Source organism: Streptomyces sp. WAC 06738 (assembly GCF_003945505.1).
GTDB lineage: Bacteria > Actinomycetota > Actinomycetes > Streptomycetales > Streptomycetaceae > Streptomyces.
This window is the reverse complement of sequence record NZ_CP029618.1, coordinates 5,261,119-5,276,119: the sequence shown is the minus strand read 5'-3', so window position 1 is coordinate 5,276,119 and position 15,001 is coordinate 5,261,119. Positions and strand designations below refer to the sequence as shown.

General features: G+C 73.0%; 12 protein-coding genes and 1 pseudogene. 6 read left to right on the top strand and 7 right to left on the bottom strand.

All coding sequences use genetic code 11. The features are described from left to right. Positions 1-42 precede the first annotated feature (42 nt). Positions 43-1,398, top strand: coding sequence for a M14 family metallopeptidase (locus DMB38_RS23415; RefSeq protein WP_125936814.1), 1,356 nt, complete (start codon positions 43-45; stop codon positions 1,396-1,398). 79 nt (positions 1,399-1,477) lie between these two features. Here the strand turns inward: DMB38_RS23415 and DMB38_RS23410 are convergent, their stop codons facing one another. Beyond that, a complete protein-coding gene (locus DMB38_RS23410; protein WP_125936813.1) occupies positions 1,478-1,681 on the bottom strand; it encodes a hypothetical protein in 204 nt (67 codons plus the stop codon). Between the two features lie 93 nt (positions 1,682-1,774). Between DMB38_RS23410 and DMB38_RS23405 the strand changes: the two genes are divergently transcribed. Next, entirely contained in the window at positions 1,775-2,749 is a 975-nt protein-coding gene (locus DMB38_RS23405; protein WP_125936812.1) for a helix-turn-helix domain-containing protein, read from the top strand. Positions 2,750-2,774: 25 nt separating this feature from the next. On the opposite strand, the gene DMB38_RS23400 is transcribed toward DMB38_RS23405, so the two are convergent. Beyond that, positions 2,775-3,188 carry a RidA family protein gene (locus DMB38_RS23400; RefSeq protein WP_018834583.1) on the bottom strand — a complete coding sequence of 138 codons (414 nt, stop codon included), beginning with the start codon at positions 3,186-3,188 and terminating at the stop codon, positions 2,775-2,777. Next, the gene (locus tag DMB38_RS23395) at positions 3,185-3,934 is read right to left on the bottom strand and encodes an IclR family transcriptional regulator (RefSeq protein WP_125936811.1); all 750 of its coding nucleotides are present in this window, start codon (positions 3,932-3,934) and stop codon (positions 3,185-3,187) included. Before DMB38_RS23395 ends, DMB38_RS23400 begins: the two co-directional genes overlap by 4 nt. Positions 3,935-4,054: 120 nt before the next feature. Here DMB38_RS23395 and DMB38_RS23390 point away from each other — a divergent pair, with 120 nt between their 5' ends. Further along, positions 4,055-5,383 carry an alanine racemase gene (locus DMB38_RS23390; RefSeq protein WP_125936810.1) on the top strand — a complete coding sequence of 443 codons (1,329 nt, stop codon included), beginning with the start codon at positions 4,055-4,057 and terminating at the stop codon, positions 5,381-5,383. 22 nt (positions 5,384-5,405) lie between these two features. Further along, positions 5,406-7,049: a D-aminoacylase gene (locus tag DMB38_RS23385; protein WP_125936809.1), complete on the top strand. Its 1,644-nt coding sequence runs from the start codon at positions 5,406-5,408 to the stop codon at positions 7,047-7,049. A 1,162-nt stretch (positions 7,050-8,211) separates the two neighbouring features. On the opposite strand, the pseudogene DMB38_RS37075 reads toward DMB38_RS23385, so the two are convergent. Further along, positions 8,212-9,129 (bottom strand): annotated as a pseudogene (locus tag DMB38_RS37075) (P-loop NTPase fold protein); the annotation flags it as partial. A 108-nt stretch (positions 9,130-9,237) separates the two neighbouring features. On the opposite strand from DMB38_RS37075, the gene DMB38_RS23375 reads away from it, so the two are divergent. Then, positions 9,238-10,449, top strand: coding sequence for a pyridoxal phosphate-dependent aminotransferase (locus DMB38_RS23375; protein WP_125936808.1), 1,212 nt, complete (start codon positions 9,238-9,240; stop codon positions 10,447-10,449). Positions 10,450-10,645: 196 nt separating this feature from the next. Next, positions 10,646-12,796 (top strand): thioredoxin domain-containing protein, encoded by a 2,151-nt coding sequence (locus DMB38_RS23370; protein ID WP_125936807.1) that lies wholly within the window; start codon positions 10,646-10,648, stop codon positions 12,794-12,796. A 31-nt stretch (positions 12,797-12,827) separates the two neighbouring features. Here the strand turns inward: DMB38_RS23370 and DMB38_RS23365 are convergent, their stop codons facing one another. The 3 genes from DMB38_RS23365 to DMB38_RS23355 form a co-directional block, all read right to left on the bottom strand. Then, complete coding sequence (locus DMB38_RS23365; RefSeq protein ID WP_164716083.1) at positions 12,828-13,478, bottom strand: TetR family transcriptional regulator; 651 nt, start codon at positions 13,476-13,478, stop codon at positions 12,828-12,830. A gap of 267 nt (positions 13,479-13,745) precedes the next feature. Next, positions 13,746-14,084, bottom strand: a complete 339-nt coding sequence (locus DMB38_RS23360) for a hypothetical protein (RefSeq protein ID WP_240662431.1) — start codon at positions 14,082-14,084, stop codon at positions 13,746-13,748. A 140-nt stretch (positions 14,085-14,224) separates the two neighbouring features. Next, a complete protein-coding gene (locus tag DMB38_RS23355) occupies positions 14,225-14,914 on the bottom strand; it encodes a hemolysin III family protein (RefSeq protein WP_125936806.1) in 690 nt (229 codons plus the stop codon). Positions 14,915-15,001: the final 87 nt, after the last annotated feature.

Below are 15,001 nucleotides of genomic sequence, written 5' to 3'. Positions count from 1 at the left end.
GTCGCCATGCACCACCCCACACCTCCACATCCAGGAGCAGGCATGCGACTACGCATTCGGTCGGTGACCCTGACCGCGGTGCTCGCCCTCACCGCCGCCGGCGCCCTCAGCGCCGCCGGCGCGGAACCCGGCGCCGAGCCGGCGCGGGCCGGCGGGACGGGCGCCTCCCAGGCGCAGCAAAGCGAGCAGATCCGGCAGATCCGGCAATACGAAGTCCTGGGCCAGACCGGCCGCGAGGCCCGTACCCGCCTCGCCGCCACCGGCGTGTCCGTCGACGAGGCACGCGACCACTCCGTGGTCGTCTCCGCCGACGGCGCCCAGGCCCGGCAGCTCCGCGCACTCGGCTACCGGCTCGAACAGCTCCCCGCCCCGCCCGCGCGGCTGGCGGACAAGCCACCCACGACGCTCGACTTCCCGCCGGCCGACTCGCGCTACCACAACTACGCGGAGATGACCGCGGAGATCGACCGGCTGATCGCCGCGAAACCGGACCTCATCAGCAAGCGGGTCATCGGCACCTCGTACCAGGGTCGCGACATCGTCGCCGTCAAGGTCAGTGACAACGTGCGCACCGACGAGAACGAGCCCGAGGTCCTCTTCACCCACCACCAGCACGCCCGCGAGCACCTGACCGTCGAGATGGCGCTGTACCTGCTGGGCGAGTTCGCCGACGGCTACGGCACCGACCAGCGGATCACCGACGTCGTGAACGGGCGCGAGATCTGGATCGTGCCGGACCTGAACCCGGACGGCGGCGAGTACGACATCGCCACCGGCTCGTACCGGAGCTGGCGCAAGAACCGCCAGCCCAACTCCGGCTCCACCGCGGTCGGCACGGACCTGAACCGCAACTGGAACTACCGCTGGGGCTGCTGCGGCGGCTCCTCCGGCAGCCCGTCCTCCGAGACCTACCGCGGCAGCGCGGCCGAGTCGGCCAAGGAGGTCAAGGTCGTCGCCGACTTCGCGCGCAGCCGGGTGGTGGGCGGCAAGCAGCAGATCAAGGCGGGGATCGACTTCCACACGTACAGCGAGCTGGTGCTCTGGCCGTACGGGTACACGTACAACGACACGGGCCCCGGCCTGACGCAGGACGACCGCGACGCGTTCGCGGCGGTCGGCCAGAAGATGGCCGCGAGCAACGGCTACACGCCGCAGCAGTCGAGCGACCTCTACATCACGGACGGGTCGGTCAACGACTACCTCTGGGGCGAGCAGAAGATCTTCAGCTACACGTTCGAGATGTACCCGCGCTCGGCGAGCGGCGGCGGCTTCTACCCGCCCGACGAGGTCATCGACCGGGAGACGAGCCGCAACCGGGACGCGGTGCTGCAACTGCTGGAGAACGCCGACTGCATGTACCGCTCGATCGGCAAGGAGGCGCAGTACTGCACCGGCTGACGCCTGCGGCGCGCCCCCGGGACCGGGGGCGCGCCGTACCTTGCTGACGTGCGGGGGTTGCTGGACGTGCGGCTTGCGGTCAGGCTGCGCGGCCGTAGCGGGCGAGCGCGTCCCGTACGGAGACCTCCCCGGCGGGCGCCGGGTCGGCGCCGCGCTCGGCGGCCTTGAGCCGGCGGTCGGTGAGGCGCTCGCGCCGGTCGAAGTACAGGGCCGGACCCGCGAGGATCGCGGCCATCAGGAGCAGGACCAGGGTGCCGACGGTGTAGTCGAGGATCGCGTTCATGTCCTCTACGATCCCGGATCCTTGCAGGCACAAACAGTGGCAGCTCTGCCATAGGGCTTCGAATTACTGCCACCCCGGTGGCATACTGTCCGCATGCTCTCCAAAGTGGTCTGTCTGCTCACCGACGAGGTCAACGCCTTCGAGCTGGGCGTCATCACCGAGGTCTTCGGCATGGACCGCCGCGAGGAGGGCCTGCCGGTCTACGACTTCTCCTTCGCCGCCCCGCGCCCGGGCCGCGTCACCGTCCACCCCGGCCTGCCCGTCGAGGTGGCGCACGGCCTGGAGCAGTTCGCCGGCGCCGACCTGATCGCCATCCCGGCCGGCCAGAAGTTCGCGTACCGCGACTTCCCGCCCGAGCTGCTGCACGCGCTGCGCGAGGCGGTCGCGCGCGGTACGAAGGTGCTGAGCGTGTGCACCGGCGGGTTCCTGCTCGCCCAGGCAGGGCTGCTGGACGGCCGCCGCTGCACGACGCACTGGATGTTCGCCGACCGCCTCAAGCGCGAGTACCCGCGGGCGCTCGTCGAGCCGGGCGTCCTCTACGTCGTCGACGGCCCGGTGCTCACCTCCGCCGGCACCGCCTCCGGCATCGACGCCTGCCTCGCCCTCGTCCGCGAGGAGCAGGGCAGCAAGGTGGCCAACGCGATCGCCCGCCGGATGGTCGTCCCGCCGCACCGGGACGGCGGCCAGGCGCAGTACATCGACCGGCCGGTGCGCGGCACGTGCGACGACGATGCCATCGCCCGGGTGCTGGCCTGGATGCAGGAGCACCTGGACGAGGACGCCACGGTGGAGCAGTTGGCGGCGCGGGCGCATCTGGCGCCGCGGACGTTCGCCCGCCGCTTCCAGCAGGAGACGGGCACGACGCCGTACCAGTGGCTGCTCGGCCAGCGGCTGCTGCTGGCACAGCAGTTGCTGGAGGAGACCGACGCCACGGTGGACGCCATCGCCGCCCGCGCGGGCTTCGGCAACGCGGCGACGCTGCGCCACCACTTCCTGCGCCGGCTGGACACCACGCCGAACGCCTACCGCCGGACGTTCCGCGGCCCGGCCGTCGGCGCGGGGCGCTGACGGCCGGGGAGCGGGGAGCGTCCGGTCAGCCGAGGACGGCCAGGCAGTCGATCTCCACGAGCAGCCCGGCGGGCAGCCCGACGTAGACGGTCGTACGCGCCGCCGGCGGCTGCTCCAGCTCCGCGAAGTAGGCGTCGTAGATCTGGTTGAACTCGGCGAAGTGGGCGGTGTCGGTGAGGTACACGCGGATCATCACCGCGTCCTCCCACGACGCGCCGCCCTCCTCCAGCACCGCCTTGACGTTGGACAGCGTCTGCTCGGTCTGCGCCCGCAGGTCCGGGCCCGCCGGGGTCGGCGGCTTGCCCTCCTCGGCCGGCAGGAAGCCGACCTGTCCTGCGACCTGGAGGATGTTGCCCTTGCGCACGCCCGCGGAGAAGCGGGCCGGCGGCGGTACGTGGGTGGCGGGGGTGACGTCGGTCTTCTGGGCCTTGTCGCTCATGCGGGCACTCTTCCGGAGTAGTCGTCACTGATCGCTGCCGCCGTGCGGCGGAGCTGCGGGAGGAGGGTCATCAGCTCGTCCGCGGTGACGACGACGTTCGGCGCCGACAGGGAGCAGGCGGCGACGGTACGGCCGTCGGCGCCGCGGATGGGGGCGCCGATGCAGTTGATGGACTCCTCGTGGCCGCCGAAGTCGGTGGCCCACCCCTGCTCGCGCACCGCGGCCAGCTCGGTGAGCAGGGCCTGCGCGTCGGGCGTCGAACGGGGGGTGTACATGGGGTATTCGAGCCGTTCGGCGACGGCGCGCCGCTCCGGCTCCGGCAGGTCGGCGAGGAGCAGCTTGGCCACGGCCGCGACGGTGATCGCGACGGGCCGGCCGATGCGCGAGTACATCCGCACCGGGTAGCGGCTGTCGACCTTGTCGATGTACATCACCTCGCGGTCCTCGTAGACCGCGAGGTGCACGGTGTGCCCGGTCAGCTCGCCGAGCTTCACCAGGTGCGGGTGGGCGATCTCGCGGACGTCCAGGCTCTCGGCCGCCGCCTGGGCGAGGGCGAAGAGCCGGGCGCCGAGGCGGTAGCGCTGGTCGTCCTGGCGGTAGACCAGGCCGTGTTCGTGGAGGGTGCGCAGCAGCCGCATGGCGGTGGTCTTGTGCACGCCGAGGCGGGTGGCGACCTGTTCCAGGCCCGCGGGTCCTTCGGCGAGCATGGGCAGGATGGCGAGCGCGCGGCCGACCGACTGGCTCATCGCGACCTCCCGCTGCCGTGGCTCGTAGCTCCGTACCGCCGGCTGCGACCACCGGCTGCGTACCGCCGGCCGTTGACCAGCCGTTCGCCCGGATGTTAGACAGCGGTGTCGATATACGCAATGCACGTTGCACGTTGCGCAACCAACCTGCTGGAGGGCTTCATGGCGTCGCTCGCCGAGCTGGCGGAAGAACGTATCGACCACCGCTTCAAGGGCCTGCCACCCGACGCGGCCGGCCTCACGGTGGGCGAGCTGGCCGCCGAGCGCCGCTCGCTCTTCACCGGCGGCTTCACCACCCCGGTGCTCACGCTCTCCGCGCCCGCGCTGGCGCACAACCTCGGCGCGCTCGAACGCTTCTCCGCCGCGCACGGGCTGGCCTTCGCACCGCACGGCAAGACGACGATGGCCCCCCAGCTCTTCGCCCGCCAGCTCGACCACGGCGCCTGGGGCATCACCGTCGCGGTCCCCCACCAGGCGCGGGTGGCGCGGGCCTTCGGCGTCCGGCGGATCTTCCTCGCCAACGAGCTGGTCGACGCGGCCGCGCTGCGCTGGCTCGCCGCCGAGCTGGCCGCGGACCCGGACTTCCGGCTCGTCTGCTACGTCGACTCGGTGCGCGGCGTCGAGCTGATGGACGCGGCGCTGCGGGCGGCCGGGGCGACGCGGCCCGTGGAGGTCACCGTCGAGCTGGGCGCGGGCCCCGGCGCGCGCACCGGGGCGCGTACGGAGGCCGACTGCCGCGCGGTCGCCGAGGCGGCGGCGCGGGCGGGGACGCTGCGGCTGGTCGGGGTCGCCGGGTACGAGGCGGAGGCGCCGGGCGCGGACGCCGCGGTGGTACGGGGCTGGATGGCGCGGCTGCTGGGTCTCGCGGCGGAGTTCGACGCCGCGGGGCTCTTCGCGGAGACCGGCGAGATCGTGGTGAGCGCCGGGGGCAGCGCATGGTTCGACGCCGTCGCGGACGGCTTCGCGGCGGCGCCGGAGCTGTCGTGCCCGGTGCTCAAGCTGCTGCGCTCGGGCGCGTACATCAGCCACGACGACGGGCACTACACCCGGGTGACGCCGTTCAACCGGGTGCCGGGCGAGGGGTCGCTGACGCCGGCGTTCCGGCTGTGGACTCAGGTGGTCTCGCGGCCGGAGCCGGGGCAGGCGTTCGTCAACGCCGGGAAGCGGGACGCCGCGTACGACCTGGACCTGCCGGTGCCGGCGGCGGTGCGCAGGTTCGACGCGGCCGGCGGGGCGGGCGCGGAGCGGGCGGCCACCGGCATCACCGTACGCAAGCTCTCGGACCAGCACGCCTGGCTGGACGTGGCCCCCGGCGGGGTGGAGCCGGAGGTCGGGGACTGGGTGGCGCTGGCCCTTTCGCACCCGTGCACGATCTTCGACAAGTGGCAGCTCATCCCCCTGGTGGAGGAGGACGGTACGGTCACGGAGTACGTACGGACCTTCTTCTGAGCGGCGCCGGGGAGCGGCAGACATGGACCTGGTGATCCGCGGCGCCCTCGTCGTCGACGGCTCGGGAGCGCCGGGACACCGCGCCGACGTGGGGCTGGCCGGCGGCCGGATCGCGGCGGTCGGCCCGCGGCTCACCGGACGCACCGTCCTCGACGCCGGGGGCCTCGTCCTCGCCCCCGGCTTCATCGACATGCACGCCCACTCCGACCTCGCCCTGCTGCGCGACCCCGCGCACACCGCCAAGGCCGCGCAGGGCGTGACACTGGAGGTCATCGGCCAGGACGGGCTGTCGTACGCGCCCGTGGACGACCACACGCTCGGCGAACTGCGCCGCCAGATCGCCGGCTGGAACGGCGGCGGTCCCGGCGACGACGCGGTGGCGTTCGACTGGCGCACAGTCGGCGAGTACCTCGACCGCCTCGACCGCGGCCCGGACGGCGACGGGATCGCGGTGAACGCCGCCTACCTCGTACCGCAGGGCACCGTGCGGATGCTGGCGCTGGGCTGGGAGGACCGGCCGGCCGCGGACGACGAGCTGGCGCACATGAAGCGGCTGGTCGCGGAGGGGCTTGAGCAGGGCGCGGTGGGGATGTCGTCGGGGCTGACGTACACGCCGGGGATGTACGCGCCGACCGCCGAGCTTACCGAGCTGTGCCGGGTCGTCGCGGCGTACGGCGGCTACTACTGCCCGCACCACCGCTCGTACGGCGCCGGCGCCCTCGGCGCGTACGCCGAGATGCTCGGCCTCGCCCGGGACGCCGGCTGCGCGCTGCACCTCGCGCACGCCACCCTCAACTTCGACGTCAACGCCGGCCGCGCCGCCGAGCTGACCGCCCTGCTGGACCGGGCGCTCGCCGAGGGCGTGGACGTCACTCTGGACACCTACCCGTACCTGGCCGGCTGCACCACGCTGGGCGCGCTGCTGCCGAGCTGGGCGGCGGTGGGCGGTCCCGAGACGACGCTCGCGCGGCTGCGGGACGCGGACACGGCGGCGCGGATCGGGCACGCGCTGGACGTCGAGGGCTCCGACGGGTCGCACGGGGTGCCGATGGACTGGTCGACGATCGAGGTCTCGGGCGTCGGGGACCCGGCGCTCGCGCACTGGGTCGGGCGGCGGCTGCCGGACTTCGCCGCGGCCCGCCGGCTGCTGCTGGACGACCGGCTGGCGACGACGATCCTCCAGCACGTCGGGCACGAGGAGAACGTCCGGGCGATCATGGCCCACCCGGCGCACACCGGCGGCAGCGACGGCATCCTGCACGGCGCGAAGCCGCATCCGCGGGCGTACGGCACTTTCCCGCACTACCTCGGGCACTACGTGCGCGAGCTGGGCGTGCTGACTCTGGAGGAGTGCGTCCACCACCTCACCGCCCGCCCGGCGGCCCGGCTGCGGCTGCCGGACCGGGGTCTGGTGCGGGAGGGCTACGTGGCGGACCTGGTGCTCTTCGACCCGGCGACGGTGGCGGCGGGGGCGACGTACGACGAGCCGCGGCGGGGTCCGGTGGGGGTGCCGTACGTGCTGGTGGGCGGGGAGTTCGTCATCCGGGAGGGGCGGCGGACGACCGCGGTGCCGGGGCGGACGGTTCGGCGCCGGAGGGGTCCGGGGCGGGCGGTCCCGGAGCGGACTGTTCCGGGGCGGGCGGCGCGGAGGCGCGCAGGGCCCTGAGGGACGCGGCCAGCTCCATGACGTAGCCCAGCAGGGCGTCCCCGCTGTTGAAGATCCGGGCGTCCAGGCCGGCCGCGGCCTCCTCTCGCTCGGGAGTGACCCGGCTGGACAGGAAGACGGCGCGGCCACCGTACGTCCCTGAGTCGCGCCAGGCCCGCAGGTCGTCGAGGCCCGCGAACTGTTCGCCGCCGCGGGTGATGTCGGAGATCAGCAGGTCGAACGGGAGGGCGGCCAGCTCCTGCTCGGCCTCCCCGCGATCCCGCGCCAGGGCGATCCTGGCGCCGAGGCCGCGCAGCCGGCCGACGTGGGAGGCGTTGTTCCCGGGATGGTCGTCGACCCACAGGATCCGCAGGCCCTCCAGCGCGAGCGAGGACGGCAGCGGGCGGCCGAGGTCGCTGCCCCCCTGCGGGGGGAGGGGGCTCGCGTAGGCCGGCTGGGGCTGGCCCTGGCCCAGCGGGTACGCCTGCTGGGCCGGCTGCAGGTACGGGTTCTGGCCCTGCGGGTACGGGTGCTGGCCCGGCTGCGGGTACGCCTGCTGGCCCGTCACCGGCCGGGAGGTCCCCGGGTACGGCTCGGGGTACGCGACGCGGGCCTCGTACGGCCCGCCGCCCGCCGACGAACCCCAGGTGCCGGAGAGCACGCCCCGCTCGTCGACGTACGGGAGCGGGACCGGCGGCTGCGCCTGGCCCGTCCCCTCCACCGCCACCGGCGCCCCCTCGCGGAGCAGCACCAGCAGCCGCTCCGCGTCCGGCACCCGTAACAGCTCGCCGAGCAGGGACGTGAACCCCTGGTCGTCGGCGTGCTCGGGGAAGCCGACCGGCAGCCGCCGCTCCATCTGCTCCAGCCCGTGCTCCGCCTCTCCCCGGCTCCCGGGCGCGGACAGCTCGTACTGCTCGAAGAACGCGCGGACCTCGTCGGCCGAGGCGAACTCCGGCGACGACACCTGCGTCTCCGACGGCACCGCCGACAGCAGCGTGCGGCGTACCCGGCGGTAGGTCGTGAACTCCTGCACCACGTCACCGCCCGGGGCACCGGACGCGCCCGTCATCATCCGGTAGAACTCCGGATAGAAGTACTGCAGCAGCAGCGTCCTGATGACCGCCTCGGGGCGGAACCCGGACCAGACCGGGTTCAGCGTGGCCTCCAGCACGAAGCCGTTGACCAGCCGCTTGATCCGCCGCGGGTTCCGCCCCGACCGCTCGACCAGCAGCTTCTTCAGCGCGTCGTCGAGCATGCCCTCGATGCCCGCGGTGCGGGCGCACCACTCGACGTAGCGGCCGACGCCGTCGTTGTCCGCGACGGGGATGCGGTAGCTGGTCTGGAAGATCTTCTCCATGAACGCGGACCCCGCGGGCGACAGGTCGCGCAGCAGCCCGCTGGGGCCGAGCGCGGAGCGGTCGCAGCCGACGACGAAGACGAGCCCCGGCACGTCGAGGTAGATCTTCAGGGCCTCGCAGACGGCGAGGACCGTCTCCTCGGAGCAGCGGTCGAGGTCGTCGATGAAGACGACCAGCAGCCGCTGCGGCCGGTTCCCGGCCCACTCCCGGGCCATGCGGTCGATCTCCTCGCGCATCCCGTTGCGCGCCTCGGGTCCCGCGGCCCAGCTCGTCCACAGCTCGTCGACCAGCCCGGCCGCGCCGACCGCCCCGCCGAGCACCGTGGTGACGGCGCGTACGCCGCGCGTCACCGCGCGCGCCCGGGAGATGCGCGCCAGCGCGCGCTTGAGCGTGCGCCGCTCGAAGCGGACGAGCACCGACTTCACGAGCCCTTCGAGGGCGTCGGCGCCGGTGGAGGTCCAGGCGTTGTACCAGACCGTCTCCACGTCGGGCTCGGCCCGCAGCCTGGCGTCGACCAGCCGCATCAGGCTGGACTTGCCCATCCCCCAGCCGGCGTCCACGGCGAGGGTGAACGGCGTCGAGGCGCGGGAGGCGTGCAGCAGCCGGGCGAGCTGCGCGGCGGCCAGTCCTGTGCCCAGGATGTCGTCGCCGGGCGCGGCCACGGGCTCGTCGTTCACCAGGGCGAGCGTGCCGGCCCCGAGGGAGGCGAACGTCGGTGTGCCGGTGGGGGGTTGGGCCGCCATCCGGACATTGTGGCAGCTCCGGACCGGCCCCGGCGGGCCCTCGGCCGTGTGACGGGCCTCGCACGTTATCCGGAGGCGGGGCCGGGGACCGGGCCGTACAGTGGCCGCATGCAGGTGATCCAGTCAACGAAGCTCGCCAACGTCTGCTACGACATCCGGGGCCCCGTGCTCGAAGAGGCGATGCGGCGCGAGGCGGCAGGTCACCAGATCCTCAAGCTCAACATCGGCAACCCGGCCCCCTTCGGCTTCGAGTGCCCCCCGGAGATCCTGGAGGACCTCCTCCGCACGGCCGGCAGCGCCCACGGCTACGGCGACTCCAAGGGCATCCTCCCCGCCCGCCGCGCCGTGATGCAGCACTACCAGACCAAGGGCATCGACCTCGACGTCGAGGACGTCTTCCTCGGCAACGGCGTCTCCGAGCTCATCCAGATGTCCATGCAGGCCCTCCTCAACGACGGCGACGAGGTCCTGATCCCGGCTCCGGACTACCCGCTGTGGACCGCCTCGGTCTCCCTGGCGGGCGGCACCCCGGTGCACTACCGGTGCGACGAGCAGGCCGACTGGATGCCCGACCTCGACGACATCGAGCGCCGCATCACGGACCGCACCCGCGCCCTGGTCGTCATCAACCCGAACAACCCCACCGGCGCCGTCTACGACGCGGAGCTGATGCGGGGCCTGACGGACATCGCCCGCCGCCACGGCCTGGTGCTCTGCTCCGACGAGATCTACGACAAGATCCTCTACGACGACGCCACCCATGCCCCCACCGCCACCTACGCCCCGGACCTGCTGGTCCTCACCTTCAACGGCCTCTCCAAGGCGTACCGCGTGGCCGGCTACCGCAGCGGCTGGCTGGCCGTCTGCGGCCCGAAGCAGGACGCCCGCAGCTACCTGGAGGGCCTGACGATCCTGGCGAACATGCGCCTGTGCGCCAACGTCCCCGCCCAGCACATCGTCGCCACCGCCCTCGGCGGCCGGCAGTCGATCAAAGACCTGATCCTCCCGGGCGGCCGCCTCCTCGTCCAGCGCGACACCGCGTACGACCTGCTCACCCAGATCCCGGGCGTCACCTGCGTCAAGCCCAAGGGCGCCCTCTACGCCTTCCCCCGCCTGGACCCCAAGGTCCACAAGATCAAGGACGACGCCCGCTTCGTCCTCGACCTCCTCCGCGCGGAGAACATCCTCCTGGTCCAGGGCACCGGCTTCAACTGGCCCCGTCCGGACCACTTCCGCATCGTCACCCTCCTTGAAAAGGACGGCCTGACGGACGCCATCACCCGCATCGGCACCTTCCTGGACGGCTACCGCCAGCGCTAGCCCGCAGGTCGGCGGATCATCGGATCAGCACCAGCCCGCACCCGTACGCACGCTCTGCCGTTCTCCTGGTGCGTGATCATGGTTGCCGGGTCCGGGCGGAGGGCGGCGAGCAGGGCCGTGCCTTCAGGGCTTGTCACACCGGATGCCGGGTCGTGCCGATCGGCGTCCCGGGCTCCGGCAGTGACACCATGGCCGGATGGCGACCCGACTCGCGCACGAGACCTCCCCGTACCTCCTCCAGCACGCCGACAACCCCGTCGACTGGTGGCCCTGGTCGCCGGCGGCCTTCGAGGAGGCGCGGCGGCGGGACGTGCCCGTGTTGCTGTCGGTGGGGTATGCCTCCTGTCACTGGTGCCATGTGATGGCGCGGGAGTCCTTCGCCGACGAGGCGACCGCCGCGGAGCTGAACGCCGGGTTCGTCAGCATCAAGGTCGACCGCGAGGAGCGGCCCGACGTCGACGCCGTGTACATGGAGGCGGTGCAGGCCGCCACCGGGCAGGGCGGGTGGCCGATGACGGTGTTCCTGACGCCCGACGCGGAGCCGTTCTACTTCGGGACGTACTTTCCGCCGCGGCCGCGGGGCGGGATGCCGTCGTTCCGGCAGGTGCTGCAGGGGGTTGCGGCGGCGTGGGCGGACCGGCGGGGGGAGGTTGCCGAGGTGGCGGCGCGGGTGGCCGCCGATCTCGCCGGGCGGACGCTCGGCGCGGCGGCGGGCGGGGCGCCCGGGGCGGCCGAGGTGCACGGGGCGCTGCTGGAGCTGACGAAGGAGTTCGACGCGGTACGGGGCGGGTTCGGCGGCGCGCCGAAGTTCCCGCAGCCGATGGTGCTGGAGTTCCTGCTGCGCCACCACGCCCGCACCGGTTCCGCGGCGGCGCTGGAGATGGTGGAGGCCACCTGCGAGGCGATGGCCCGCGGCGGCATCTACGACCAGCTCGGCGGCGGCTTCGCGCGCTACTCGGTGGACGCGGAGTGGGTCGTCCCGCACTTCGAGAAGATGCTCTACGACAACGCCCTGCTGGCCCGCGTCTACGCCCATCTCTGGCGCGCGACCGGCAGCGAACTTGCCCGGCGGGTGGCGCTGGAGACCGCGGACTTCATGGTGCGCGAACTGCGCACCGAGGAGGGCGGCTTCGCCTCCGCGCTGGACGCCGACAGCGACCGGCCGGACGGCGGCGGGCACGCCGAGGGCGCGTACTACGTGTGGACGCCCGGCGAGCTGCGCGAGGTCCTCGGCGCGGAGGACGCGGCGCTGGCGGGTACGTACTACGGGGTGCCCGGGGCGCCGGAGGCGGCGACCTTCGAGGAGGGCGCCTCGGTGCTGCAACTGCCGGACACCGGCACGCCGTTCGACGCCGGGCGGATCGCCTCCGTACGGGAGCGGCTGACGGCGGCGCGGGCGGAACGGCCGCGGCCGTTCCGCGACGACAAGGTGGTCACCGCGTGGAACGGGCTGGCCATCGCCGCCCTCGCCGAGATCGGCGCGTACTTCGACCGGCCGGACCTGGTCGACGCCGCGGTGGCCGCGGCGGACCTGCTGGTACGGGTGCACATGACGGACGGCGCCGGCGGGCCCGGCACGGTGGCCCGGCTCGTCCGCACCTCGCGCGGCGGCGCGGCCGGCGACAACGCCGGTGTGCTGGAGGACTACGGCGACGTGGCGGAGGGCTTCCTCACGCTCACCGCCGTCACCGGCGAGGGCACGTGGCTGCACCTCGCCGGGCTGATGCTCGACACCGTGCTCGACCGGTTCCGCGGCGAGGGCGGCACGCTGTTCGACACCGCCGACGACGCCGAACGGCTCATCCGGCGCCCCCAGGACCCGACGGACAACCCGACGCCGTCCGGCTGGACGGCATCCGCCGCGGCGCTGCTCTCCTACGCCGCGTACACCGGCAGCGAACGGCACCGCGAGGCCGCGGAAGAGGCCCTCGGCATCGTGGCGAAGCTGGGCCCGCGGGCACCCCGCTTCGTCGGCTGGGGCCTGGCGGCGGCGGAGGCGGCGCTGGACGGCCCCCGGGAGGTCGCCGTCGTCGGCTCCCCGGAGGATCCCCGCCGCGCGGAACTCCACCGCACGGCCCTCCTCTCCCCCGCCCCCGGCGCGGTGGTCGCCGCCGGGCCGCCCTCCGGCAGGGGGGAGGCGCAGGCCGCGACCGCGGAACCCGCCGGGGCACGGCACGCCGCCGCGCTGCCCGAGGATCCGGACGCCGTTCCCCTCCTCGCGGACCGGCCCCTCGTCGACGGCGCTCCCGCCGCGTACGTCTGCCGCCGCTTCGTCTGCGCCGCCCCGGTGACCGGGCCCGAGGAGCTACGCGCCCAGTTGACCCCGGCCGCACCCCCGCAGGGCTGAGACGCGGGCGCGCCTCACCGGGTCGGGCCGCTCACAGCGTCATGCCGCGCTCCAGCACCGCCAGCGCCCGGTCGACCGTCTCCACCAGGTCGCCCTCCGGCCCCCGGTCCACCCACTCGAACAGCACCTGCGTCAGCGCCCCGAAGATCGCCCCCACCACCACCCGGAGCTCGAAGTCGTCCCTCGGCCGCCCGGTGCGCTCGGAGAGCACCCTGCAGAGCAACTCGACGTTCTGGTCCATGCCCTCGTGCATCTGCGCGCGCAGCGCCGGCACCTCGCGCACCAACTGCATCCGGAGCACGAACTCGGGCCGGAACTCGTCGTAGAGCAGCCGCAGCGAGGCGACCACCGCCTCCCGCAGCGCGACGAGCGGCGGCTCGTCCGCCGGCCGGTCGAGGATGGCCTGCTCCAGCACCGGGTCGTACTCGTCGGTGAGGATGATGTCCTCCTTGGTCGCGAAGTACCGGAAGACGGTGCTCGGCGAGACCTCGGCGGCCTCGGCGATCTGCTCGACGGTGGTCTGCTCGTACCCCTGCTTCCCGATCAGCCGGTACGCCGCCTGCCGGATCGCCTGGCGGGTGCGCAGCTTCTTGCGCTCGCGCAGACCGAGCCCGGCCTCGGCGACCGAAGCCGCCTGGGAGGCGGCGACGGGTGGGGCGGCGGAGGTACGGGAGGAGACCATGCTCCTCATTGTCCTGCACCGCCCTTGGCCGCGGCTATTCCGGCGCCGCGGCCGGTCTTCCCTTCTTTCCGCGGGCCCCCCCGGTCCCCGGTCCATGACGAGCCCGCCGAGAGCCCACCAGCATCTTTTGGAAGTCACTTCCAAAAGATAGCAACTCGCAGAATCGACCGCCAGGGCCGCAGGCGACCCAGGCGGGGAAAACGGCGGAGGAACAGCAAAGGTCCGGCCCGCACAGGAGGAGGTGCGGGCCGGACCCGGGATCGTCGCCTAGTGGTTGTAGCTCTGCAGCGGGCCGAACACCACCGTGGACGACGGGCTGATCTCCGTGTACTTGTTGCCCGAGACACGGCTGTTGATCTTGTTCTCGACGTCGACGTCCACGTCGACCTTGTTCCAGGTCTTGTGGATCTTGTTGAACGACTTGTGGAACTTGTTGTTCTCCTTGTGGATCTTGTTGAACGACTTGTTGTAGTACGCCTTGGTGCAGCACGACTTGCCGGACTTCGGCTGCGTGGCCTGGGCCGCAGCGACACCGGCACCGGCACCGGCGAGGCCGACCACGACGGCGCTGACGGCCAGGGAGCGGGCGAGCATACGGATGCGCATTTCTGCCTCCACGGGGAGCGAGGGTGGTTGTTCGCCCCGAATAACAGCACCCCCGCGGCTTTTGCACCCCGAAGTGCAGAAGCCGACACGAGCAGATCACCCGGACAGTCGGATGACTGACACGAACTCCCCGGCCCGGCTCAGGCGTGGCGGTACGCCACCAGGGAGATCCCGACGTAGTGGACGGCGAACGCCGCCAGCGTGAACGAGTGGAAGACCTCGTGGAAGCCGAACCAACGCGGCGACGGGTTGGGCCGCTTGATCCCGTAGATCACGCCGCCCGCGCTGTACAGCACGCCGCCCACGAGGACCAGGACGAAGACCGCGATACCACCCGCGCGCATGAAGTCCGGCAGGAAGAACACGGCCGCCCAGCCCATCGCGATGTAGCAGGGCGTGTAGAGCCAGCGCGGCGCACCGACCCACAGCACACGGAACGCGATCCCGGCGAGCGCCGCCGCCCAGATGAACCAGAGCAGCGCCTGCTGCCTGCCGCCCTCCAGCAGCAGGATCGTGAACGGCGTGTACGTGCCCGCGATGATCAGGAAGATGTTCGCGTGGTCGAGCCGGCGCAGCACGGCCGCGGCCCGGGGGCCCCAGTCGCCGCGGTGGTAGAGCGCGCTGACGCCGAAGAGCAGGCAGGCCGTCAAGGTGTAGACCGCGCAGGCGAGCCGGCCGCGCGGACTCTCGGCCATCGCTGTGAGGAGCACCCCCGCGAAGAGCGCCGCCGGGAACATCACCGCGTGCAACCAGCCGCGCAGCCGCGGCTTGAGCACGGCGGCCGCGGCGTTCGCGACCCGCTGCAGCTCTCCCTCGCCCGTCGCACTCATCCGCCCATGCTACCGACGCGTCCGCAGGTTGCGGCCCGGGAGTGGCGCTGTTCACGCAGGAGCCGGCTGGACATGACGTCTGAGCTA